Source organism: Mesorhizobium kowhaii (assembly GCF_003253745.1).
Lineage (GTDB): Bacteria > Pseudomonadota > Alphaproteobacteria > Rhizobiales > Rhizobiaceae > Mesorhizobium > Mesorhizobium kowhaii.
Window position 1 is genome coordinate 51,762 of sequence record NZ_MZXV01000048.1, and the last position, 23,068, is coordinate 74,829.

The window sequence follows — 23,068 nt, forward strand, 5'->3', positions numbered from 1 at the left end:
GACATGTACAAGCTCTTAGGCCGCCAGACATCAGGCAACGTCCAGAAGGTGCTCTTCATGCTCGAGGAGCTTGGCGCCGCGTATAAGCGCGAGGACTACGGCCGCCAGTTCGAGAACACGCAGACGGCGGAATACAAGGCGCTCAACCCGACCTCCAAGGTCCCGACGCTGGTCGACGGCGGCACCGTGATCTGGGAGTCCAACACCATCCTGCGCTATCTCGCGGCATCCGGCGGCGAGCATTTGACTGGCGCCACGCCGGCGGAAAAGACCGAGGTTGAGCGCTGGATGGACTTCCTGCTGGCGGCGGTCAATCCCGGCTATCTGGCAGCCTTCAAGGGCGCCAAGCTGACACCCGAGGAACAGACCGCCGAGTACAAGGAACAGGTGAAGGACCTTGTGGCGCAGCTCAAGATCGTCGACGGCCATCTGGCCGGCAAGGATTTCCTGGCGCTTGGCAAGCTGACCCTAGCCGACATCGCCTGCGCGCCGATCCTGAAGCGCTGCGTCGACTTCAAGATCGACCGGCCGTCGCTGCCCAATCTGGAGCGCTGGGTGGCCGCGATCGCCGCTCGGCCGGCCTTCAAGGCTGCAATCGCCGCTGCCCCGGCAAAGGCCGCATGATGATCAAGCGCGCCGCCCTCATCGGATTGGGAACGATGGGTCCCGGCATCGCCGCGCGGCTTTCGCGCGGCGGGCTCGATGTCACGGCGTATGATGTTTCGCAGGCGGCTGTCGAGCGTGCCCGCGGCATGCTTGATCTTGCCGGCGGCGTGCTCGACCGTCTCGACATCACGTCGCCCGGGACAGGCGCCGGGACCGTGCGTTTCGTCGAGACGATCGCCGAGGCCGTCGATGGCGCCGAGCTGGTCATCGAGAATGTGCCGGAGAACATCGACATTAAGGCGCGGACCTATCGCGACATCGATCCGCTGATCGGTCCGTCCGTCATCGTCGCGTCCGACACATCGGGCATCCCGATCACCAAGCTGCAGGCGCACATCTCGCATCCCGAGCGGATGGTCGGCATGCACTGGTCGAACCCACCGCACATCATACCGATGATCGAGGTGATCGGCGGTGAACAGACCGCGCCTGAAACCGTGGCGACGATCCGCGATCTCATTCGCTCGCTCGGCCTGCTGCCGGTGGTGGTGAAAAAGGATGTGCCAGGCTTCGTCGAGAACCGCGTCCTCTATGCGTTGCTGCGCGAGGCCGTCGACCTCGTCGAGCGCGGCGTCATCGAGCCGGAAGACCTCGACACCTGCGTGTCGTGGGGCATCGGCTACAAGATCGCCGTCATCGGCCCGATGGCGCTGCTCGATATGGCGGGCCTCGATATCTACAAGTCGGTCTCGTCCTTCCTGAACGCCGATCTCTCCAATCGCGACGATGTCGCGCCAATGGTGATGGAGAAGACCGCTGCGTCGAAGTTCGGCATCAAATCGGGCGAGGGCATGTTCTCCTACACACCCGAGCAGGCAAAGGCGCTGCAAGGTGAGCGGGCGCGCAAGCTCGTCGCGGTACGGCGCATCCTGGAAGGCCGGGAGTAGCCAATGTCACACAGTGCGCACGAGGCTGGCCGGGTTGGGGAGTGCCGGTTGGTCCGTTGTGCCAAGCGTGCCTTCGCGGGCCACACGTTGAGGGTGCGGCCGACGACAACGCGCGGGGCGACAAGCCATGCGCATTGAAACCATTCGAGCAGCCGGCGACAGGCCAGCCCATATCCGCCACGACGATCTGATCTCCGCCAAAGGCGTTTCGGTGGTCATCGCCCGGCAACTGATCCTCCAGAACATCGATCTCTCGGTGCCAAAGGGGTCGTTTGTCTCGCTTATCGGCCCTTCCGGTTGTGGCAAGAGCACCTTGCTCAAGGTGCTGGCCGGGCTGGTGCAGCCGAGCCAGGGCAGCGTTTCGATCGCCGGGCTGGCGCCCGCCGAGGCGGCGCGCAAGCGGATGATCGGCCTCGTCTTTCAGGACGCCAATCTGCTGCCGTGGAAGAACGCCGTCGACAATGCCTCGATGCTGCTGGGTATCGCTGACAGATCGCTGTCGCGCTCAGACCTGCGGGCGCGCGGGCAGGAGATGCTGGACCTGGTGGGATTGGGCGATTCCGCCCACAAGCGCCCAAACGAACTGTCGGGTGGCATGCGGCAGCGGGTCGCCATCGCACGGGCCCTGGCGCTCGATCCGGCGGTGCTGCTGATGGACGAGCCGTTCGGCGCGCTTGACGCCATCACCCGCGACGCGATGGGGCAGTCGCTGCTGGAGATCTGGCAGCGCACCGGCAAGACCATCGTGCTCGTCACCCATTCCATCGACGAGGCCATTCACCTGTCCCGCCATGTTCATGTGCTGGGGATCAAGCCGGGGCGGATAACCGAGAGCCTCGACATTGCACTGCCTTATCCACGCGACCTGTCGGTCACCGAAGATCCGGAGTTCGTCAGGTTGGTGGTTCAGTTGCGGACGATGCTGCGCTCCAGCCATCAACCGGGGGGTGTATCTTGAGTGAGCAACCCATCATCGATCTTTCCGAGCCGCGGCTCGTCTCGAACTGGAGCGCGGCGACGGGCAGTTGGCTTCCGGCGGTCATCCTCCTGCTGGCGACAATCGCGGTGTGGGAAGCCGCCGTGCGGATATTTTCCATATCCGCCTTCGTCGTTCCCGCCCCATCCGAAATCGCGCAATCGCTGGTCGCGCAATGGGGCACGCTGATGCAGGCGACCCTGGTGACGGCAGGCGAGATCCTGTTCGGCTTCCTGGTCTCGGTCGTGGTCGGCATTGCCATTGCGCTGGTCATTGTCCGCTTCGACTGGTTGGGGCGCGCGCTGTACCCACTGGTGGTGCTGTTCCAGAACGTGCCCAAGGTGGCGCTTGCACCGATCTTCATCCTCTGGTTCGGCTATGGGCTCGCGCCCAAGATCGGCCTGATCCTGGTCATCGCGTTCTTCCCGGTGACATTGTCGATGCTGGCGGGCATGCAGTCGGTCGACCGCTCGCTGCTGTCGCTGATGAATTCGGTCGGTGCCAGCCCGACGCAGATCCTGCTCAGGATCCGCGTTCCGCACTCGCTGCCGAACCTGATGGCCGGAACTAAGATCGCCGCCACTTTGAGTGTGATCGGCGCCATCGTTGGCGAATTTGCCGGGGCATCGGACGGCCTCGGCTACGTCATCCAGTTCGCTTCGACGCAGCTCGACACCGCGCTGGTCTTTGCGGCGCTGCTGCTCGTTTCCGTGCTCGGCATCGCCTTCTACTACGCAGCCGAAATTCTCGAACGCATCGCGGTGCCGTGGGCACCCAAATTCAGCCAGGCCTAGGCCTTCGAACAACCAAAATCATACAAGGGAACAACAATGCTGAGACGCTCACTTATCAAGGCCGCTACCCTCGCGGCGTTTGTCGGTGCTATCGGCTTCTCCAACGCGGCTCTGGCGGCCGACAAGGTCAACGTCCAGCTCGACTGGGTGGTGCGCGGCAATCACGCCATGTTCTTCGTCGGCAAGGAAAAGGGCTTTTTCGCCAAGAACGACATCGATGTGGCCGAGATCCGCAAGGGCTCCGGTTCGCCCGACGCAATGCGGCTGGTGGGCAATGAGAACGCGGATTTCGGGTTCGGCGATCTTCCCACGCTCGCCGTGGCACGCTCGCAGAATGTTCCGGTCGTGGCGCTGGCGGCCGTCAATCAGCAGTCGCCGCTGGGAATCATTTCGCTGGCCAAGACGGTGAAGCTGGCAAAGCCGTCCGATCTCAAGGGACTGACCATCGGCATTCATCCCGCCGGCTCCACTTACATCTTCTTCAAGGGCTTCCTGGCTGCCAACGGCCTGACCGAGAAGGACATGACGCTGAACAGCGTCTCGCCGCCCTATGAAAGCTACCTGCTCCTCGGCCGGGTCCAGACGGTCGTCGGTTATGTCGACGCGGAGGTTCCCGAACTGGAGGCCAAAGCCGGAGGCCCCGGCTCGCTCAGCATCATGATGGGGGCGGACTACGGCTGGAGGGCCTATGGCTCGGGACTGTTCACCTCGCAGGCGATGATCAAGGACAAGCCGGACGTCGTGCGCCGCTTCGTCAAGGCCTACAGGGAGGCCTTCGACTATGTCGCGGCTCATCCGGACGAGGCTGCCGAGATCACCGCCAAGGCAGCGCCCGGCTATGCGGAAAAGAAGGATGTGCTGCTGGCGCAGATCAACGCCGACATCGCCTCGACGTTCAACAGCCCCGACACCAAGGAACACGGCCTCGGCTGGATGACGAAGACGCAGTGGGAGGAAACCTTGAAGACGCTGACTGATCAGGGTGTGCTCAAGGCGGCGTTGTCGGCGGACGATGTCTTCACCGACGCATTCCTGGCAAAAGAATAAGGGGCGCGCGGTGTTCGAACGGACAGCTCGATGAGCGCCTACCGACAGACCAGACTGTCCTGCGCCATGGCGCAGGACACGGCACGCCCGCCTTTCGCCGCGTCGGCGCGGTCCAGCGTGATCTGCACCCGGGTGGCATATGCGCGGCCCGACCGGCCGCACCAAAGCCGCTCGACGGGCAGGTTCTCGCGCTTGTCGTTGAGGATCGTGAACGTGCCGGTCTTCGGATCGAACCAGAGTTCGACGCGGGCGCTTCTGCCGGGTTCGACCGTTGCGATCCCCGCTGAATACCAGTGGGCGAAGTCGGCGTTGCAGGACAGGCCTTCGCTGCCCGCATTCGAAATCGTCAGCGGCACCATGTCGAGCCCGTCGGTGCCGGTGCGGACAGTGACATGGTGCAACTCAACCGCGTTGGCGAAGGAGGAGAACGCCAGCGCCACTGGAAGGACATAACGGATCTTCACTCTGCCTGAACTCCATATGTAATTTGCCTACGCAGTCTATCTCGCTTTCGCGCAATAACAATAAGAATATTGATTGGTAAATCAAAACAGAGAGGGTAACATGTTAAAGGTTCTGAAGAGCAGTGTAAGTGCAGCTATATTAAGTGGCCTCCTGATGAGCGGCGCGCTTGCCGCCGAGGTCAAGTCGATTGCCATTCTGACGCCCGAAGAAGGCACGGATTATGGCTGGAACCAGCAAGGCATCGATGCCGCCAAGGCGGCAGGCAAAGCCGCCGGCGTCGAAGTGGTCGTGGCCCAGGGCCTCGGCTATGGCGACGTCCGTCCGACATTGCGGGAACTTGCGTCCGACGGCGCCAGCCTGCTGATCGCCCACGCCAGCGGCTACAACACCTCGGCTCCCGAGATCGCCAAGGAATTGAAAGTTCCGGTGGCGATCGTCGACACGCCGAACGGCCTGGAGAAGGGCCTCGTCGCCGACTACACGCTGAGCGGCCACCAGGGCGCCTATCTCGCCGGCCGCCTCGCCGCCAAGATGTCACGCGCGAAGTCGGTCGGCATCGTGGTATCGGGCGAACCGCCATCGTGGAATTCGCAGTCGGCGGCGTTCGCGCAAGGTGTGAAGGCGGAGAACGCTGACGTCAAGATCACCTATGCGGTGATCGGCCCGGCCGCCTATAGCGATGCGGCCGGCGGCAAGCGCGTCACCGAAAGCGTGATCGCGTCGGGCGCGGACATCATCTTCGGCCAGGGCAACGGCTCAAGCTTCGGCATGCTGCAGGCGGTCGAGACGACCAAGGCCGCCGATGGTGGCAAGGTCTATTTCATCGACGTCATCGGCGACAAATCGCCGATCGACAAGGGCTTCCTGCTGTCGTCGGTGGTGTGGAACATCGAGCCGGTCTATGCGGCGATGATTGCCGACCTGAAGGCCGACACGTTCGGCACCAAACACTATACGATCGGCCTCCAGGACGACTCGGTCAAGCTGTTGAAAACCGCGGCGATCCCGGACAATGTCTGGGCTGAAATCCAGGCGCTGCGCGAAGACGTCATTTCCGGCAAGATCAAGGTTGATCCGGTCTATGACGCGGCCGCCGTCAGGGCGCTGATGACAAGCGTCGCCCAGTAAGGCGATCAAGGTCGGCTGCCGGAGGGGTGATCCATTCACCCCTCCGGACGATTTCCATTTTCTGGTGCTGGGCTTTCATGAGCAGTCTTTCTTCATCGTCTGTTGCCGAGCGCGACATCGTCGCGCTGGAAGGCGTGACCAAACGGTTCCCCGGCATCGTCGCCAATGACGGCATCGACCTGGCGATCCGTCCGGGCGAGGTGCATGTGCTGCTCGGCGAGAACGGCGCCGGAAAGTCCACATTGATCGGCATGCTTTCCGGCCTGCAGCAGCCGGACGAGGGACGCATATTGGTCGACGGCAAACCGACCCCGATCACCTCGCCGCGCCATGCCTTGTCGCTCGGCATTGGCACCGTATTCCAGCACATGATGTTGGTGCCGACGCTGACCGTGGCCGAGAACCTGTTGCTTGGCGGGCCCTGGTGGCAGCGGCCCAGGATCGACGAACTGGCGGCGCGCGTCGCCGAGATCACCAGCACGCTTGGTATCACGGTGAAGCTGCATGCCAAGGTGTCGGAGCTTTCCCTTGGCGAACAGCAACAGGTCGAAATCCTGCGCGCGATGGTCCGCAACAGCCGGTTGCTCATTCTTGACGAGTCCACCTCCATGCTGACGCCGAAAGGCATCGACGAACTGGGCGCGCTGATGCGTCGCCTCGTCGAGCAGGGCCTGGCAATCGTCTTCATCACCCACAAGCTCAAGGAGGCGGCAGCCTTCGGCGACCGCATCTCGGTGCTAAAGCTCGGCCGCAAGGTCGGCGAGATCCCGCCCGAGCGGTTTCGCGCGCTTGGCGAACAGGAGATCATCTCGGAGATCGTGGAATTGATGTTCGGCAAGCAGAAGGACGATCCGGAAGCTGTCGAACGTCCGGTCCGCACTGTTCGCGCCGACGCGGCCCCGCTGCTTCAGGTCGCGGATCTGGCGGTCGCGCCGACGGACAACGCGCCGGGCCTGTCGTCGATCTCCTTCGACATCCGCCCTGGCGAGATCCTGGGCATAGCCGGCATCGACGGCAACGGCCAGAAGCAGTTGGCGGAGGCACTGGCCGGCCAGCGCGCGGCGACTGGCGGTTCGGTGAGGCTGGACGGCGTTGCCATCGAGACGCTGAGCGTCGGCGAACGCCGCCAGCGCGGTCTACGCTACCTGACCGACGACCGGCTGGGCGAGGGCACTGTCGGAACCTTCCCGGTTTCGATCAACTTCTTTCTCAAGCAGGTCGGCGCGGCCCCGTTCTGGCGCAACGGCATCGAGCAGCGCGCGGAGATCGACAGGCGCGCCGCCCAGCTCGTGCGCGACTACGATGTGCGTACGCCAAGCCTGAAGACGCCCGTCGCGCGGCTGTCCGGCGGCAACATCCAGAAGGTGCTTCTGGCGCGGGAACTGGCGGAAGGCGCCAAGGTGGTGATCTTCAACAAGCCGACCTATGGGCTCGATCTCGCCAACACACTGGCGTCGCGCCAGCGCATCCGCGACACGGCGGCGCGTGGCCTTGCCGTGCTGCTGATCTCCACCGACCTCGAGGAATTGCTGAGCATGTGCGACCGCATCGCCGTCATCGCAAACGGAGCGCTGGTCGGCACCGTCGGGAACGCCGACGATGCCCGCACCAAGGTCGGTCGCCTGATGATCGGACTTGCCGCATGAGCATCGACACCGCACCCACGGTCAGTGCTACCGCGCTCGATGCCACGAGCGGGGCGGCGACGCGCCATGACATCCTGCATCGGCTGCTGATGACGCTCGGCCCGATCCTCGCCGCTCTCGTCATAGCCGGATGTATCCTGCTTGCCGTCGGTGTCGATCCACTCGCCTATTATGGCTACGTGCTGGAGAAAGGTCTGTTCTCGCCGCTCGGCATCCAGCAGACGCTGACGCGCATGGCGCCGCTGCTTTTTCTTGCCGCCGGCCTGATCGTGGCCTTTCGCGCGGGCATGTGGAATCTCGGCGGCGACGGCCAGTTCCTGCTCGGCGCGGTGACGGCGGCGGCCAGCGCTCCCGTGTTCATTCAGATCATGCCGTCCTGGCTGGCGCTGATCTGCTCGTTCCTCATTGCCATGGTGGTGGCGATGATCTGGTCGCTGGTGCCGGCCCTGCTGCGTGCTTATCAGGGCGTCAACGAGATCATCACCACGCTGATGATGACGTTCCTCGGGACGTCGCTTGCCAATGTGCTGGTCAAGCTGGTGTTTCGCGATCCAGGCACGACCGTGCCGCAGACCCGTACGCTGCCGGTGGAAGACCGGCTGCCGCGCCTGTTCGAAACGACCATCACCAGCGGCCTGCTGCTTGGGCTGGCGGCGATCATCATCGTGCATCTGGTGATGACGCGCACGGCGTTCGGGCTGAAGCTGAGGATCGTCGGCGCCAATCCGCGCGCGGCTGTTCACTCGGGGCTCGGCGTGCCCGGCCTGACCATCGCCGTCTTCGCCATTTCGGCCGGGCTGGCCGGCCTTGCCGGCGCCGTCGACATCATCGGCGTCCAGGGCAATGTCCGCGCCGACTGGAATCCCGCCTACGGGCTTGCCGTAATTCCCGCGGTGTTTCTTGCCCGCATGAACGGCTTTGCAGCCATCGGTTTCGTGTTCCTGCTTTCGGTGCTTTCGATCGGTGGCGAGAGTGCGGCACGGCGGCTCGGCGTACCCAATCATTTCACGCTGGTGCTGGTCTCCATCGTGCTGATCGTGCTGGCGCTCGCTGAATATTTCGATCACCGCTACAGCCAGTCGCGGAGGGCTTAGGGCATGACCGGGCTCTTCAGCGAAGTCTTTCTCAGCGCGCTCCTGTTCGGCGCCGTCACCGCGGCGATCCCCCTGCTGCTTGCCGGGCTCGGCGAGCAGATGTCCGAGAAGGCGGGCGTGCTCAATATCGGCATCGAAGGCATGATGCTGGCCGGCGCCTATCTCGGCTTTGTCGGCGCCTTCTATTCCGGGTCGCTGTGGCTGGGCTTTCTCACCGGTGCCGCCGGCGGCGTCGCGGTGGCGCTTGTCATGGCCCTGCTTTGCGTGCGCATCGGGCTGAACCAGATCGTCATTGGTATCGCGCTGACCCTGGGACTGGAAGGTCTGACGGCACTGCTCCACCATTTCCAGTTTTCGCGCAGCTATCCGCGCCTGCCGGCGGCGGACGCGACGGTCATTCCGCTGCTTTCGGACATTCCGGTCATCGGCCCTGCATTCTTCAAACAGCATCTGATCGTCTATCTGGCGGTCGCGCTGGTTTTCGGCATGGGCTACGTCTACCGGCGCACGCAGCTTGGCCTCAACCTGCAGGCTGCGGGCGACAAGCCGGCAGCGCTCGATGTCGCCGGCATCGACGTGGTGCGAACCCGCACTATCGCCGTGTTGACGACCGGAGCGCTGGCCGGGCTTGGCGGCGCCTATCTCGCCAATGTCGGGGCCGGGCTGTTCATTCCTTTCATCACCAATGGCGCGGGCTTTCTCGGCATCGTGCTGGCCATGCTGGCGCGCGGTCGTCCGATCTGGGTGCTGTTCGGCGCGTTGCTGTTCGGTATCTGCCTGTCGCTGACCACGGCCATGCAGGTGGCCGGCATCAACATACCGACCGACATCATCCAGATGCTGCCGTTCCTGGCGGTGATGATCATGCTGGTGCTGTTCGGCCGGCGCGCCAGTCTGCCGGCAGCGCTCGGCATTCCATACGAGCGCGGCGCGCGCTGATCACAATCAAGCGCGGACGGGACCCGCGCCAAACAGGAGGCAAGAATGTCGGATACCAAGGTCTACCTGCTCGACGGCGGCTCGCTCGTTCTCGACGGATATCATGTGTTCTGGAACCGAGGCCCTGGCGGCGAAGTGCGCTTCCCCGTCTATTCGATCCTGATCGAGCATGCCGAGGGCCGGTTTCTCATCGACACCGGCTACGACTACGATCACGTGATGAAGGTGCTGCCGTTCGAAAAGCCGATCCAGGAAAAGCACCAGACCATCCCCGGCGCCCTGGCGCTACTCGGCCTCGAGCCGAAGGACATCGACGTCGTCGTCAATTCGCATTTCCATTTCGACCATTGTGGCGGCAACAAGTATTTTCCGCATGCCAAGAAGATCTGTCACCGGACCGAGGTTCCGCAGGCATGCAATCCCCAGCCTTTCGAACAACTCGGCTATTCCGATCTGAGCTTCTCGGCGGAAGCGGCGGAGGCGCGCGGCGCGACCGCGCAGTTGCTGGAGGGGACGACGCGCGCCAACTCGACCTTCGAGGGCATCGACGGCGACGTCGACCTTGCAAGGGGCGTCAAGCTGATCGCGACGCCTGGCCACTCGATCGGCCACTACAGCCTCCTGGTGGAGTTCCCCAAGCGCAAGCCTATCATGTTCACGATCGATGCCGCCTATACGCAGAAGAGCCTTGAAACATTGTGTCAGGCGGCCTTTCACATCGATCCGGTGGCGGGCGTCAATTCGATGCGCAAGGTGAAGAAGCTGGCCGAGGACCATGGCGCCGATTTGATGTATTCGCACGACATGGACAACTTCAAGACCTACAGGACCGGCACGCAATTCTACAGCTGACCGTCACCAATGCGGAGACAAGACCATGCGCTATTTTGACCATGCCGAACCGGTCATCACACTCACCGCGGGGCCGGTGAACGCCTATCCTGATGTGCTGCGCGGCCTCGGCCGCACGGTGCTCTACGACTACGACCCGGCGTTCCAGCTCTTTTACGAGAAGGTGGTCGACAAGGCGCAGAAGGCGATGCGGCTGTCGAACAAGCCGGTCATTCTGCATGGCGAGCCGGTGCTGGGCCTCGAGGCCGCCGCGGCCTCCCTGATCGCGCCCGACGATGTCGTGCTCAACCTTGCCTCCGGCGTTTACGGCAAGGGGTTTGGCTATTGGGCGAAGCGCTATTCGCCCCATCTGCTCGAGATCGAGGTGCCTTACAACGAGGCGATCGACCCGCAGGCGGTTGCGGCGATGCTGAAAGCGCATCCGGAAATCACCATCGTTTCCGTCTGCCACCACGACACGCCGTCTGGCACCATCAATCCCATCGACGCCATCGGCGCGCTGGTTTCGACGCATGGCGGTTATCTCATCGTCGACGCTGTCTCCTCCTTTGGCGGCATGAAGACGCATCCGCAGGATTGCAAGGCCGATATCTATGTCACCGGCCCGAACAAATGCTTGGGCGCGCCTCCCGGGCTCACGATGATGGGTGTCAGCGAGCGGGCCTGGGCCAAGATGAAGGCAAATCCCCTGGCGCCGCGCGCTTCGATGCTGAGCATCGTCGACTGGGAAAATGCGTGGTCGCGGGACGAGCCGTTTCCGTTCACGCCGTCCGTCTCCGAGATGAGCGGGCTCGACGTCGCGCTCGACCTCTACCTTGGTGAGGGACCGGAGGCGGTGTGGGCGCGCCACGCGCTCACGGCCAAGGCCATGCGCGCCGGCGTCGCCGCGATGGGCCTGTCGATCTGGGCCGCCAGCGACAAGATCGCATCGCCGACCACGACCGCTGTCCGCACGCCCGAAGGCGTCGACGAGAAGGCGCTTCGCCAGGCCGCGCGCGCCCGCTACGGTGTGGTGTTTTCGTCGGGCCGCGGTGAAACATTAGGGAAGCTGACACGTATCGGCCACATGGGTCCGACCGCCCAGCCGATCTACGCGATCGCGGCGCTGACGGCACTTGGCGGTGCCATGAACGCGGCCGGCCAGAAGCTGATGGTCGGCAAGGGTATCGACGCGGCGCTGGCCGTGATCGATGCCGATGCATGAACAGACATCACCAGATCACGGATTGAGGGAGCATTTTCATGACTGAACGGCTTGCAGGAAAAACGGCATTGGTTACGGGCGCCGCGCAGGGTATCGGCAAGGCGATCGCAGTGCGGTTGGCCGTCGACGGCGCGACCGTCATCGTCAGCGACATCAACGCGGAAGGCGCCAAGCTGGTGGCGGCGTCGATCGGTGGAAAGGCGAAGGCGATTGCCGCCGACATTTCCGATCCGGCATCCGTCAAGGCGCTCTTCGCTGAAATCCAGGCCCTGACCGGGGGCATCGATATCCTGGTCAACAATGCCAGCATCGTGCCGTTCGTCGCCTGGGATGATGTCGATCTCGACCATTGGCGCAAGATCATCGACGTCAATCTGACAGGTACCTTCATCGTCAGCCGCGCCGGCACGGACCAGATGCGTGCCGCAGGCAAGGCCGGACGGGTGATCAGCATCGCATCCAACACCTTCTTTGCCGGCACACCGAACATGGCGGCCTATGTCGCCGCCAAGGGCGGCGTCATCGGCTTCACCAGGGCGCTCGCCACGGAGCTCGGCAAATACAACATCACCGCCAATGCGGTAACGCCTGGCCTGATCGAGAGCGACGGCGTCAAGTCGAGCCCGCATAACGAGGCGTTCGGCTTCGTCGAGATGCTTCAGGCGATGAAAGGCAAGGGTCAGCCGGAACATATCGCCGATGTGGTTTCGTTCCTGGCCTCCGACGATGCGCGCTGGATCACCGGCCAGACGCTCAATGTCGACGCCGGAATGGTGCGCCACTAGAGCAATTCCAGGAAAAGTGTGAAACGGTTTTCCCGGGAAAAGCGCATAGCGCTTTCCCTTGGGGAATTGCGTCAAAACAAAGAAATAGCCCGTCGCGTCCCAAAACCACTGCACACTTGGGCGCCTTGCATCGGGTCGCAACAGCGGACGGGCGCGGCCAAAAGTGCCCGCCAGGCTGTGTCATGGACGGCCATTCAAGGGGAAATCATGGTGAACTTCGGATTCGACACGTCGATATTCGACGGGCTGACGGTTGCAATGCTGGTCGCCGGTCTGGCCATCACCGGCGTGGCGTCCGGTGTGCTGGCCGGCCTGCTGGGGGTCGGCGGTGGAATCGTCATCGTCCCGGTGCTGTTCTGGGTGCTTGCGCTGTTTCACTTTTCGCCGGCCGTGACCAGCCATCTGGCAGTCGCGACGTCGCTTGCGGTCATTATTCCGACCTCGATCTCATCGATGCGGTCGCACAACAAGCGCGGCAATGTCGATCGATCCCTGCTCAATCTCTGGGGACCGGCTATTTTCGTCAGTGCCCTGATCGGCGGCATCATGTCGAAATTCATTCCGGGCGCCGGCTTGCGGCTGGTTTTCGGCGTCGTCGGCCTGCTGGTGGCCGTCAACATGGCGATGCCCAGGAATCTCGTGATCTCCGATCACCTACCGCGAAGCGGCTGGATCAACCGTGCGATTGCCGCTGTCATCGGCTTTGTCTCTTCGCTCATGGGAATTGGCGGCGGCACGCTGTCGGTACCGACGCTTTCCAGCTTTTCCTTTCCGGTCCATCGGGCCGTCGGCACGTCGTCGGCGCTTGGCCTTCTTATCGCGCTTCCGGCGGTGGCAGGCTTCATCTGGTCGGGTCTCGAGGTTGCTGGCAGGCCTCCGCTTAGTCTGGGTTACGTCAGCCTGCCGGCCGTTGCCGTCATAGCGCCCATAAGCTTTCTGTTCGCACCCTTGGGCGCAAGGCTCGCACACGCGCTCAACCCGCGTTATCTGAAACTTGCCTTTGCGTTCTTCCTGGCGATCACTGCCGGGAGAATGTTGCTTTCCTGAATCCCGGCTGTCGATCAACTCGTTCACCAACCGAAGAATATTGCGGTGGCCGCATTCGCCCCATAACCGCCGTGAGCCCGGCGCGGGTTTGGCGAATTCTCGTGGTTTGGGATCAGTAGGTGGCGCGGCCGCCGGAGAGATCGAACACCGACGCGGTGGTGAAGCTGTTTTCCTTCGAGACCAGCCAGGCGACCATGTTTGCCGCCTCGTCGACTTCCAGGAACCGCGCGCGCGGGATCTTGGCCAGCATGTAGTCGATATGTTCCTGTTTCATCTGGTCGAAGATCGGCGTGCGCGCCGCGGCCGGCGTGATGCAGTTGACCGCTATGTCGTAGCCGGCAAGCTCCTTGCCCAGCGACTTTGTCAGCCCGATGACGCCTGCCTTGGAAGCTGAGTAGGCCGAAGCGTTGGGATTGCCTTCCTTGCCGGCAATCGAGGCGATGTTGACAATGCGGCCATAGTTGCGCGCCTTCATGGCAGGCACGACAGCGCGGTTGACGTGAAAGGTACCGTTGAGATTGATATCGATGACGCGCCGCCAGGCATCGAGCGGATACTCGTCGAGCGTATGATTGGGGCCGGCTATCCCCGCCGAATTGACCAGGATCGAGACGGCCCCGCTCTCGTTTTCGGTGCGGGCATGCGCTGCAAGCACCGCCTCGGCATCGGTGATGTCGACCAAGACTCCCTTGGCTGCATTACCGAGGCCGGCAACCGCCGCCTCCAGCCCTGCCTCGTTCATGTCCCACAGGCTCACCCTTGCGCCCGATGCGATCATCCGCTTGGCAAAGGCCAGGCCCAGTCCTTGCGCTCCGCCAGTAACGACGGCGACCTGTCCTTCAAGATCGATTTTGTTCATTCCGTTCAATCCTTGGCGATAGCTATGCAGCCACACGGCGGCACGACTGGTCTCGGCATGGAAATCGCCGATCGGGCACTGCTGAAACCCGTCGTCTGGCGTTGCGGCCTGACGCTTGTTTTGTGCGGGCGGGCAGTATCGACATCTTCAGGCAGCCGAGCCCAGCGTCAATGGTGTCGGCGAGAGGAATTGCAGGAATTCGATGCGTTGATCGCTGTCGCAGCCGACGGGGCGAAGCGGAAAATACAGCGGCTGCGCGAGACCTAATTTATCTCTGCGCCGATCGCGCCCATCAGCTGAGCGTACTCCGACTCGGCTTTGCCATAGCCCCGTCGGCCATTCCAATCAGTCCATCGCGATCGCGAATGGTGATTTCGCCGCGTCTCGATTTGATCAATCCACGCCCTTCGAGACGCGACCAATGTACAAAATCGTACATCCACGAGATCGATCTCGACTCTGAGCTTGCCTTCAAGGAAACTAAGCCGGGGAGGAAGCTCGATGCGGCCATTGCCACGCAACGTCGATGCCGATGCGGTGCTGGCGATCGGCGCCTACCTTGACGATCAGGCACATTCCGTCCCGATATCCATTCGCGGCAGCATTGACGAGGTTCGCAAGCGAACCGGTACAAGTTTGTCCGACCATCAATTGGAAGAGCTCATCATCGAAAGCGCCGCAGCCAGGCATCTCTCGCTATTGCTTGACGTCCGCCAGGCCAAGGGCGACAGCAGGCTTCCCTGACAGGTTCGCAACACCTATCTCTACCCAACGAGCAACACGGGCCGCACAATTTGGCGCAACGATCGGGAAGTGCTGATCTCCCACTGCATGGCGGTCGCGTGCCCAAATGGCTCGGTGATCGCATGACGCGCCTTGGCGCGGTGATGTGCGAGGCGATCATCCATCACTATGGTCGAACCGAATTGCTGCGCCGCCTGGCACACCCGTTCTGGTTCCAGTCTTTCGGCGCGGTCATGGGAATGGACTGGCATTCCTCCGGCATCACGACAAGCGTTGTCGGCGCCCTGAAACGTGGCCTGTCGCCACTCTCCGGCGAACTCGGTATTCATGTCTGCGGCGGGCGTGGCACGCACTCGCGCAAGACCCCGCACGAACTGGCATTGATCGGCGAGCGTGTCGGGTTCGACGGAACCGGCCTGGCCAACGCCAGTCGGCTGGTCGCCAAGGTCGATAGCGCCGCCGTCCAGGACGGCTTCGATCTCTACCTTCATGGTTTCATCGTCACCGACGATGGCGACTGGGTAGTGGTGCAACAAGGCATGAATGGCGACAGCAAGGTGGCGCGTCGCTACCACTGGCTGTCCGAGGGGCTGACGAGCTTTGTCGACCAGCCGCATGCCGCGATCGAAGGCGCCAATCAGGGCGAGATCGTCAATCTGACCGACCGGCGCGCCGATGCTTCGCGTCACGGCCAACTGGAGCTGCTGCGGGATCTGGGACCCGATCGCATCGTGAAAGAGTTCGCCTTGCTGGAGCATGGCTCGCCACCCGCTCCCGCGCAGCCCCTGCTGCCGCATCTGATCATGCCGGCCCATCATGACGTCCGCGAAAGCGACGTCGTCATGCGCCGCCTTCACGGCAATATCGCTGCTGCCGTCGAACGCGGCCCTGCCGATTTCCCGGAGCTGCTCATGGTGCCCGGCGTCGGTGCCCGCACCGTGCGTGCACTGGCGATGGTGGCCGAGGTCGTGCATGGAGCGCCATGCCGGTTCTCGGACCCCGGCCGGTTCTCGCTGGCGCATGGCGGCAAGGACAGACACCCGTTCCCCGTGCCGCTGAAAGTCTATGACGAGACGATCGGCGTGCTGAAATCGGCCGTTCACAAGGCCAGGCTCGGCCGCACCGAGGAAATCGATGCATTGAGGCGGCTGGACGACCAGTCACGCCAAGTCGAGTGCTATGTCACCGGTCCCAGCCTGAAGGAAATCGTGGCAGGGGAGTTCGACCAGTCGCACATGCTGGGCGGACGCAGTGTTTTTGGATGGGAGCCACCGCCGCAAGCGCAGCCGGTTCGAGCCGGCAACAAGGAATGAACTGGGCCGAAGACCTCTATCCCTCGGCTTTTAAATTCTTTGCGAAGGCTCCAACAAAATGCCGAAGCCTTCGCGTTTTACGGGATTTCAATAGAAGCGGATCCAGTAGGATTGGCGCCGGGGCGAGCTACGGTGACCATGGCCGCCGCGCCTGCCAATCCCAGCATTCCACTCAGAAATAATCGCCGATCCATGCCAATCTCCATCGTTGATCAATGCAACAATGGGGGAATAGAGCAGTTGGTCGAGGCGCCTAGATGCCGAGCTAATCTGTTCAAAACCAAAAAATTGACTTTAGTCGGGGTGCGCGGTGGCCGGCCTCATCATTCATGGTCTGGGCGCTCCGCCAAGAATTTGCGAGCCCGGCGATGAAGGATATGATTTCAACGCCGCGCACCAAGAGTGCGCGGCATTGATCAGGTGGTTACATCTTCTCCCATTTGCCGTTGCGGACAACGAACATGTCGATCTCGATGGCCATGTTCGTCTGTCCGTTCGCGTCGAACGAGACATCTCCCAGAATGCCGTCGTGATGGATGTCACGAATGGCTTTGCTCAGCGCCTCCTTGTCGTCGATGCCCTTTTCCTTGATGACCTCGAGCAGGATCTGCGTGGCCTCGTAGGCATATTTGGCGTAGGAGCCGGCAGGATCGGGATAGGCCTTGGTTTCATAGGCCTTGTTGAATTCCTCGAGCTTCGGGTTGGACTGTACGGCCGGGGTTCCCGCAATGGTGCCCTCGGCGGCTGCCCCCGCGATCTCGATGAACTTCGGATCGTAGATGCCCGAAATTCCGTACATCGGCAGATTGCCCATTCCAAGGTCGGCCATTTGGCTGCGCACCAGCGCCGCTTCAGTAACGACGCCGCCGAAATAGACCGCGTCAGGGGACGCTGCCTTCGCCGTGGTCAACATGGCGCGGAAATCGGTCGTGCCGACGGCCGCGGCGTCCGAGGAAACGATCTCACCGCCGGCAGCCTTGAAGAAATCTCCGAACCATTTGGTGTTGGCCGCGCCGTAGTCGGTGGTGTCGGAGATGATCGCGATCTTCTTGATCTTACCCTGCTTGGCGATGGCTTCGGCCAGAGGCTTGTTCTCGTTGACCAGCGTCGGCGTCACGCGGGTCACGTTCGGGAAATTCTGCTCGGTGATCTTCGGGCTGACCGCGCCCCAGACGATGAACGGCATCTGCGCGCGATTGAAGACCGGGATGGTCGCCAATGCGACCGAGCTGTTCCAATGCCCGGTTGCCGCAATCACCGACGGATCGTTGACCAGCTTCTGGGCCGCCGAAACGCCGACGGCCGGATCGGAGGCGTCGTCGAGAACGACGCCTTCCACCTGGTGCGGGTAGCCGCTGGCATTGGCCTGCTCGATGGCGAGCAGGAAGCCGTTACGGGCGCCGAGGCCCTGTTGGGCGTTGCCGCCGGAGAGCGGTCCAATGAAGCCGAGCTTGATCTGGTCGGCCTGAGCCTGGGCAGCGCCCAGTGCGATGGCCAACAGAGGCCCGGCCAGAATTGACGATACGCGGATACCCAACGTGACATCGCCGCGGACGCCGTCGTGCTGGTGACGTCGCGCCAACAGGACGACGGCGTCTGGCACGAACTGAAGACGCGGCGGGATGCGTGGGCTGACAGCGGCATTCGCTCGATCAAGGTCATCGGCGATGCCGAGGCGCCGGGACCGATCGCCTGGGCAACTTACGCCGGCCACCGCTTCGCTCGCGAGCTGGATGAAGCCGATATTGGCGATGCACTGCCCTTCCGTCGCGAGATCACGGCGTTGGCCGTGGAATAGCGTCAAGGGGCGATCATTTCGAGCCATCTCGCTTCTTGAGGGCGTCCCGCTGTCACATGATGCCGAAGGTCCTGTAGGCTTCCACCGCGCTCATGCCCTCGCGGATCGCCTTGGCGACGAGCCTTTCGCCGCGTACCTTTTCTAGGGCCAGCCGAACCACCTCTTCTTCCGCTTGCCGCGGGATGACGAGCACACCTTCCTTGTCGCCAAACAGCAGCGTCCCCGGCTCGATCCGCACGCCACCGATTTCGAGGGCGCAGCGATAGTCCATGACCTTGCCGCGCACGCCCTGATCCTGTGCGTAGCAACCGGTGCAGAAGCAGGGGAAGTCCAGCGCCTTGATGCCGTTCGTATCGCGAGCGAAGCCGTTGATAAGGGCGCCATGCGCGCCGAGGATCTTCGCGCGGGTCGACATGAGCTCGCCCCACAGCGCGTAGCGGGGCGAGGCACCGCTGGCGACGTAAATCTCGCCGGGCTTCAGATCGTCCAGCGCTTCGAACATCAGCCCGAACGGCTTGGTCATCAGCGGATTGCGCGTCGGCTCGTCGGAGGGAAAGATGTCGGATTCGAGCACCGGCATCGCCCGGCCGAGCAAACGTGTCTTCTCGTCGACCGGTTTGAACACGGGCGGCAGGAACTGATGCTGCAGCCCCAGCGTATCCATGACGTCGCCGACCACCGCGACGAAGAGTTCCTTCTCGAACAGGCGATACATCTCAGCGTCGTCGGCATAGAGGCGCGTCGTCATGAGGATTGTATCCGGCTGCTCGTGGATTGGGTGGTACGGGAAGGCCCCAGGCCCGCCGAGTTCTGGATCAGCGCGCGCATATAGCCCAGGGCAAAAGCCTTTCCGGCATGCCAGGGCGCGTCGCAGGACATTTCCGGCGTATGGTCGGGGATGAGGACGCCTTCATAGTGTTCGTCACGCAGGATGCGGACGATCTCGGCCATGTCGATGTCGCCGTCGTCGACGAAGGTCTCGTGATAGTTCGGCACCTTGCCGCGCACGTTGCGGAAGTGGACGTAGCCGATACGCTTGCGGTGGGCGAAGCGCCTGACATGTCCGTAAATGTCGTCGGTACCAGGCATTTCCTGCAACGAGCCGAGGCAGAGCTCCAGCCCATTGGACGGCGAGTCGACGATGTCCATCAACCGGTCGTATTTCTGCGGCCGGTTGACGAGCCGCGCGGCCCCGCGCAGCGCCTCGGCCGGCGGATCGTCGGGGTGTGCCGCCAGCACGACACCGGCCTCTTCGGCCACTGGCACGAGCTCGTGCAGGAAGACGCCGAGCCGCTGCCAAAGCTCCTCGCTGCTGACGGTCACCGGTTCGGCATCCGGCCGGCCGGCACGGTAGCGCATGTTCCAGACGACGCCGTCGGGGAGGGGCAGGTCGGCATCAATGGCTGAGAGGTCGAGCCCCACCGACATCGCCTCGCCGCGTGCGAACGGGCCGCGCGACCAACCCCAGACGCCGGCGATGGAGAAGTTGTAGCCGATGCACGGAATGCCGGCGCGTCCGGCATCACGGACAAGGCGCTTCAACCCCTCGATCTGCTTTGCTCGATCGGGGCCGCCGAGCAGCACGTCGGACCAGAAGCGAGGCGAAAGATTCTCGATCGCGGCGATCTCCAATCCGTTGTCGCGCACGGTCTTCACCAGGCCGGAAAAATCCTCGTAGTCCCAAAGCGCGTCGGTGGAGCAATCGCCCCAGCCTTCCGTTTCGCTGCCGGCCGAGAGCGAAGGGTCGCGGCCGCGAAAATAGTTGGTGAGGTGGGCGACGATGTGGGTGGCGCCTGCCTGACGGGCAAAGCGGAAATTGTCTGAAGTCAGCGACTCCCGGTAGAGGCCAAGACCGATCTTCATGGCTCTATTTCACGCCAATGCCGGCGGTCAGGCCGCCATCTATTCTGTAGTCCGCGCCGGTGCAGAACCCGGCTTTCGACGAGCACAGAAAGGCGATGAGTTCCGCCACCTCCTCCGGCTCGCCGATGCGCCCGATAGGGTGCGCTTCGCCGAAGCGCTTGTAGGCGGCCTCGACATCGGCATCGGTGCCGTTGTCGCCGCGTGCTGCCTTTTCCAGGATCGGGGTGCGGATCGAGCCCGGGCTTACCGAATTCACGCGGATACCGGAGCGCGCGTAGTCGAGCGCCAGCGAGCGCGTCAGCGTATGGATCGCCCCCTTTGTCGTCGCATAGGCGGCGACATTCTGCTGGCAAGTGTGACCCTGTACCGAGGCGACGTTGACGATGGCGCCGCCGCCCCGACGGATCATTTCCGGGATGCCGAAATGCGCGGTCAGGTAGATCGAGCCGACATTGACCGACATCGCCTTGTTCCAGGTCTCGAAATCGGTGCTGGTAGCGGTTCCGTATGGATGGACCGCCGCCGAATTGACGATGATATCGAGGCCGCCGAACCGCTCGACACCGGCCGCGACCGCGTCGCGAACCTGATCCGGCACGGAGACGTCGGCGCCTATGACCAGCACGCCTGCTCCGGAGCTTTCCAGTTCCGCCTTCATCGCTGCGTTAGCGGTACGGTCGATGCCGCAGGCGATGATGGCAGCACCACCTGCCGCAAGGCGTCTGGCGGTTGCGAGGCCAATCCCGGTGGTGCCGGTCACCAAGGCGACCTTGCCGTCGAAATCCTTCATTGCGGGAACTCCATCATTGACTGTCGGAAGCCGGCTCTTCCGGCAGGAATCGCAAGGCGAAATCGAGATGGCGGCTGATAAGGTAGGCGTAGGCCAGCCTGTCGCGCGCGCGCAGCGCCGCAACGATCTCGCCATGGGCGGTGCGGGTGTCTGCCAGCACCGGGCGCATTTCCTTTCCGATGGTCATGATCCGCAGGATCACCGGGGACAGGAAGGAATACATGTCCGTCAGCATGCGGTTGTCCGCCAGCTTGATCAGCGCCATGTGGAAATTGAAATCGTTCTCGGCGGCCTCTTCGATCGAGCGGCTCGTAATGATCTGGGCGTTGATTTCGTCGAGTGCCTCGATCTGTTCGTTCGAGGCATTGAGCACAATATGGTCGCCGATGCCGACTTCGATGATGCGCCGGTAGCCTTGTATGTCGGCGAAGGATGAGCGCGAGATGTCCATGTGGGCGGCGAAAAAATTCTGGATGGCGATGCTCTGCCCGTTGGCCAGGACCGCGCCGACGCGGGGTTTTGGATCGATAAGCCCGTAGGTGCGGATGGTGCGCAACGCTTCGCGCACGGTGTTGCGGCTGGCGCCGGTCAACTCGCTGAGCTCACGCTCGGTCGGCAGCACGTCGCCGACATTCAACTGCCGCACACGGATGAGATCAAGAATCCGCCCGGCCGTCGTATCGACCGCCGACCGGCCGCTGATGCGCCGCTCGGCGGCGTTCTCGCGCATGGCTTGAGAGTTCTCCAACGTCGAGCCTTCCTCTGAATTGTTGGACGAATTGTTGGACCAACATACCGTAGACTTTGGCGAAAACAATTAGTTTTTGGACTGCGACCTGTGGATTTAGATGGAAACCGCACGAAGGAGCTCCGGAAATCAGCCAAAATTTTTAGTTTGACTCCCATTGTGGTCCAACAATAGGTTGGGCCTCTCTCGCAGAAGGAAGCGGCTATGGAACAGTGCTGGCGCTGGTATGGACCGGACGACCCGGTGACTCTCGATCATGTCAGGCAGGCAGGTGCGACGGGCATCGTATCGGCCCTGCACGACATCTATGACGGGCGCGCCTGGCCGCTCGAGAACATTCTGGAGCGCAAGCGGATCATCGAGGCGGCAGGGCTGACCTGGTCGGTCGTCGAAAGCATCCCCGTTCACAACTCGATCAAGATCGGTGCGGCGGAGAGGCTCCGTTACGTCGGCTGGTACAAGGACACGATCCGCGCGCTTGCCAGGGCCGGCATTGCCACGGTCTGCTACAATTTCATGCCCGTGGTCGACTGGACCCGCACGGATCTGGCCTATCGGCTGCCGACGACCGGCTATGCCTTGCGTTTCGATGCGATCGATTTCGCGGCTTACGACCTGTTCGTGCTGAAGCGCCGGAATGCCGAGGCCGGCTACAGTGCCGCCCGCATTGCCGAGGCGGAATCGCGACTCAGGGAATTGAGCGACGAGAAGATCGACAGGATCGAGCGCAACCTGATCGCCGGCCTGCCGGCGACCGAGCGCAGCTACAACCGGGACAGTTTTCGCGACGCGTTGGCGGAATACGATGCGATCGGGCCGAAGGAATTGCGCGACAACCTTGCCTGGTTCCTGCGCGAGATCATTCCCGTGGCGGAGCAGGAGGGGGTGCGCATGTGCATCCATCCTGATGATCCGCCCTTCTCGCTCTATGGCCTGCCACGCATCGTTTCGACCGCCGAGGACGCGCGTTTCATCCTTAGCGCGGTCGACAGCCCGGCCAATGGCCTGACGTTCTGCACCGGCTCCTACGGAACGCGGGCCGACAACGACATCGTCGCTATGGTCAAGGAATTCGCCGACCGCATCCATTTCGCCCATCTGCGCAACATTACCATCGAGGAGGACGGCTCGTTCTACGAGGCCGAACATCTCGAGGGTGGCACCGACATGGCGCATGTCATCCTCGCCCTGATGCAGGAGGAGGCGCGCCGTAGCAGGGAAGGCCGCGCCGACTGGCGCATTCCGATGCGCCCCGATCACGGCCATCTGCTCGCCGACGATATCGGTAAGACCAGGATCAATCCCGGCTACTCGCTGATCGGCAGGCTGAAAGGCCTCGCCGAACTGCGCGGCATCATGCGCGCCGTGGAGAAGTTCGGGCTGGCCTGAGGCGATCAAGTGATCGCTGTTTGCATATGTAAAA

25 protein-coding genes are annotated in these 23,068 nt (G+C 62.9%); 18 read left to right on the plus strand and 7 right to left on the minus strand.

Annotated elements, in window-relative coordinates; translation table 11 throughout:
• The first annotated feature begins 3 nt into the window (after window positions 1-3).
• The 5 genes from B5V02_RS21465 to B5V02_RS21485 all read left to right on the plus strand — a co-directional run bounded on the left by B5V02_RS21465 (window position 4) and on the right by B5V02_RS21485 (window position 4,370).
• On the plus strand, window positions 4-624 hold the full coding sequence (locus B5V02_RS21465; RefSeq protein WP_111546111.1) for a glutathione S-transferase family protein: 621 nt from the start codon (window positions 4-6) through the stop codon (window positions 622-624).
• The gene (gene fhmpcd1, locus B5V02_RS21470; RefSeq protein WP_111546169.1) at window positions 624-1,553 is read left to right on the plus strand and encodes a 5-formyl-3-hydroxy-2-methylpyridine 4-carboxylate 5-dehydrogenase; all 930 of its coding nucleotides are present in this window, start codon (window positions 624-626) and stop codon (window positions 1,551-1,553) included. The genes B5V02_RS21465 and fhmpcd1 overlap by 1 nt, the downstream gene beginning before the upstream one ends.
• A 127-nt stretch (window positions 1,554-1,680) precedes the next feature.
• Window positions 1,681-2,511, plus strand: a complete 831-nt coding sequence (locus B5V02_RS21475; RefSeq protein WP_111546112.1) for an ABC transporter ATP-binding protein — start codon at window positions 1,681-1,683, stop codon at window positions 2,509-2,511.
• The gene (locus B5V02_RS21480) at window positions 2,508-3,323 is read left to right on the plus strand and encodes an ABC transporter permease (RefSeq protein WP_111546113.1); all 816 of its coding nucleotides are present in this window, start codon (window positions 2,508-2,510) and stop codon (window positions 3,321-3,323) included. Before B5V02_RS21475 ends, B5V02_RS21480 begins: the two co-directional genes overlap by 4 nt.
• 36 nt (window positions 3,324-3,359) lie before the next feature.
• Window positions 3,360-4,370 (plus strand): ABC transporter substrate-binding protein, encoded by a 1,011-nt coding sequence (locus B5V02_RS21485; protein WP_111546114.1) that lies wholly within the window; start codon window positions 3,360-3,362, stop codon window positions 4,368-4,370.
• Between the two features lie 38 nt (window positions 4,371-4,408).
• Here the strand turns inward: B5V02_RS21485 and B5V02_RS21490 are convergent, their stop codons facing one another.
• Window positions 4,409-4,834, minus strand: coding sequence for a hypothetical protein (locus tag B5V02_RS21490; RefSeq protein WP_111546115.1), 426 nt, complete (start codon window positions 4,832-4,834; stop codon window positions 4,409-4,411).
• A gap of 100 nt (window positions 4,835-4,934) precedes the next feature.
• On the opposite strand from B5V02_RS21490, the gene B5V02_RS21495 reads away from it, so the two are divergent.
• From B5V02_RS21495 to B5V02_RS21530, 8 genes are all read left to right on the plus strand, one after another.
• Window positions 4,935-5,963 carry a putative B6 ABC transporter substrate-binding protein gene (locus tag B5V02_RS21495; RefSeq protein ID WP_111546116.1) on the plus strand — a complete coding sequence of 343 codons (1,029 nt, stop codon included), beginning with the start codon at window positions 4,935-4,937 and terminating at the stop codon, window positions 5,961-5,963.
• Between the two features lie 77 nt (window positions 5,964-6,040).
• Complete coding sequence (locus B5V02_RS21500; RefSeq protein WP_111546117.1) at window positions 6,041-7,609, plus strand: putative B6 ABC transporter ATP-binding protein; 1,569 nt, start codon at window positions 6,041-6,043, stop codon at window positions 7,607-7,609.
• Window positions 7,606-8,703, plus strand: a complete 1,098-nt coding sequence (locus B5V02_RS21505; RefSeq protein WP_111546118.1) for a putative B6 ABC transporter permease subunit 2 — start codon at window positions 7,606-7,608, stop codon at window positions 8,701-8,703. Before B5V02_RS21500 ends, B5V02_RS21505 begins: the two co-directional genes overlap by 4 nt.
• Before the next feature lie 3 nt (window positions 8,704-8,706).
• A complete protein-coding gene (locus B5V02_RS21510; protein ID WP_111546119.1) occupies window positions 8,707-9,642 on the plus strand; it encodes a putative B6 ABC transporter permease subunit 1 in 936 nt (311 codons plus the stop codon).
• A gap of 45 nt (window positions 9,643-9,687) precedes the next feature.
• Window positions 9,688-10,494 carry a 4-pyridoxolactonase gene (gene pldA, locus B5V02_RS21515; RefSeq protein WP_111546120.1) on the plus strand — a complete coding sequence of 269 codons (807 nt, stop codon included), beginning with the start codon at window positions 9,688-9,690 and terminating at the stop codon, window positions 10,492-10,494.
• A gap of 25 nt (window positions 10,495-10,519) precedes the next feature.
• Window positions 10,520-11,698, plus strand: a complete 1,179-nt coding sequence (ppaT, locus tag B5V02_RS21520; protein WP_111546121.1) for a pyridoxamine--pyruvate transaminase — start codon at window positions 10,520-10,522, stop codon at window positions 11,696-11,698.
• Between the two features lie 38 nt (window positions 11,699-11,736).
• Window positions 11,737-12,483 carry a pyridoxal 4-dehydrogenase, SDR-type gene (gene pldH, locus B5V02_RS21525; RefSeq protein WP_111546122.1) on the plus strand — a complete coding sequence of 249 codons (747 nt, stop codon included), beginning with the start codon at window positions 11,737-11,739 and terminating at the stop codon, window positions 12,481-12,483.
• A 207-nt stretch (window positions 12,484-12,690) separates the two neighbouring features.
• A complete protein-coding gene (locus B5V02_RS21530) occupies window positions 12,691-13,530 on the plus strand; it encodes a sulfite exporter TauE/SafE family protein (RefSeq protein WP_208647120.1) in 840 nt (279 codons plus the stop codon).
• A gap of 112 nt (window positions 13,531-13,642) precedes the next feature.
• Here B5V02_RS21530 and B5V02_RS21535 read toward each other — a convergent pair whose 3' ends face one another.
• On the minus strand, window positions 13,643-14,389 hold the full coding sequence (locus B5V02_RS21535; RefSeq protein WP_111546123.1) for an SDR family NAD(P)-dependent oxidoreductase: 747 nt from the start codon (window positions 14,387-14,389) through the stop codon (window positions 13,643-13,645).
• Between the two features lie 57 nt (window positions 14,390-14,446).
• On the opposite strand from B5V02_RS21535, the gene B5V02_RS21540 reads away from it, so the two are divergent.
• The 3 genes from B5V02_RS21540 to B5V02_RS21550 all read left to right on the plus strand — a co-directional run bounded on the left by B5V02_RS21540 (window position 14,447) and on the right by B5V02_RS21550 (window position 16,446).
• Window positions 14,447-14,656 (plus strand): hypothetical protein, encoded by a 210-nt coding sequence (locus B5V02_RS21540; RefSeq protein ID WP_146606122.1) that lies wholly within the window; start codon window positions 14,447-14,449, stop codon window positions 14,654-14,656.
• Window positions 14,657-14,899: 243 nt separating this feature from the next.
• A complete protein-coding gene (locus B5V02_RS21545) occupies window positions 14,900-15,133 on the plus strand; it encodes a hypothetical protein (RefSeq protein WP_146606123.1) in 234 nt (77 codons plus the stop codon).
• A 50-nt stretch (window positions 15,134-15,183) separates the two neighbouring features.
• Window positions 15,184-16,446, plus strand: a complete 1,263-nt coding sequence (locus tag B5V02_RS21550) for a DUF763 domain-containing protein (protein ID WP_111546126.1) — start codon at window positions 15,184-15,186, stop codon at window positions 16,444-16,446.
• 424 nt (window positions 16,447-16,870) lie between these two features.
• On the opposite strand, the gene B5V02_RS21560 is transcribed toward B5V02_RS21550, so the two are convergent.
• Window positions 16,871-17,944 carry a branched-chain amino acid ABC transporter substrate-binding protein gene (locus tag B5V02_RS21560; protein ID WP_245446094.1) on the minus strand — a complete coding sequence of 358 codons (1,074 nt, stop codon included), beginning with the start codon at window positions 17,942-17,944 and terminating at the stop codon, window positions 16,871-16,873.
• 63 nt (window positions 17,945-18,007) lie between these two features.
• Here B5V02_RS21560 and B5V02_RS21565 point away from each other — a divergent pair, with 63 nt between their 5' ends.
• On the plus strand, window positions 18,008-18,244 hold the full coding sequence (locus B5V02_RS21565) for a hypothetical protein (RefSeq protein WP_245446095.1): 237 nt from the start codon (window positions 18,008-18,010) through the stop codon (window positions 18,242-18,244).
• Window positions 18,245-18,296: 52 nt separating this feature from the next.
• On the opposite strand, the gene B5V02_RS21570 is transcribed toward B5V02_RS21565, so the two are convergent.
• Genes B5V02_RS21570 through B5V02_RS21585 form a run of 4 tightly spaced genes read right to left on the minus strand, consistent with a single transcriptional unit; the run spans window position 18,297 to window position 21,627 of the window.
• Window positions 18,297-18,992: an RraA family protein gene (locus B5V02_RS21570; RefSeq protein ID WP_111546128.1), complete on the minus strand. Its 696-nt coding sequence runs from the start codon at window positions 18,990-18,992 to the stop codon at window positions 18,297-18,299.
• Window positions 18,989-20,107, minus strand: a complete 1,119-nt coding sequence (locus B5V02_RS21575; protein ID WP_111546129.1) for a mannonate dehydratase — start codon at window positions 20,105-20,107, stop codon at window positions 18,989-18,991. Before B5V02_RS21575 ends, B5V02_RS21570 begins: the two co-directional genes overlap by 4 nt.
• 4 nt (window positions 20,108-20,111) lie before the next feature.
• A complete protein-coding gene (locus B5V02_RS21580) occupies window positions 20,112-20,897 on the minus strand; it encodes an SDR family NAD(P)-dependent oxidoreductase (RefSeq protein ID WP_111546130.1) in 786 nt (261 codons plus the stop codon).
• Between the two features lie 13 nt (window positions 20,898-20,910).
• Window positions 20,911-21,627 (minus strand): FadR/GntR family transcriptional regulator, encoded by a 717-nt coding sequence (locus B5V02_RS21585; protein WP_111546131.1) that lies wholly within the window; start codon window positions 21,625-21,627, stop codon window positions 20,911-20,913.
• Window positions 21,628-21,849: 222 nt separating this feature from the next.
• Here B5V02_RS21585 and uxuA point away from each other — a divergent pair, with 222 nt between their 5' ends.
• Window positions 21,850-23,034: a mannonate dehydratase gene (gene uxuA / locus B5V02_RS21590; protein ID WP_111546132.1), complete on the plus strand. Its 1,185-nt coding sequence runs from the start codon at window positions 21,850-21,852 to the stop codon at window positions 23,032-23,034.
• The last annotated feature ends 34 nt before the right edge of the window (window positions 23,035-23,068 follow it).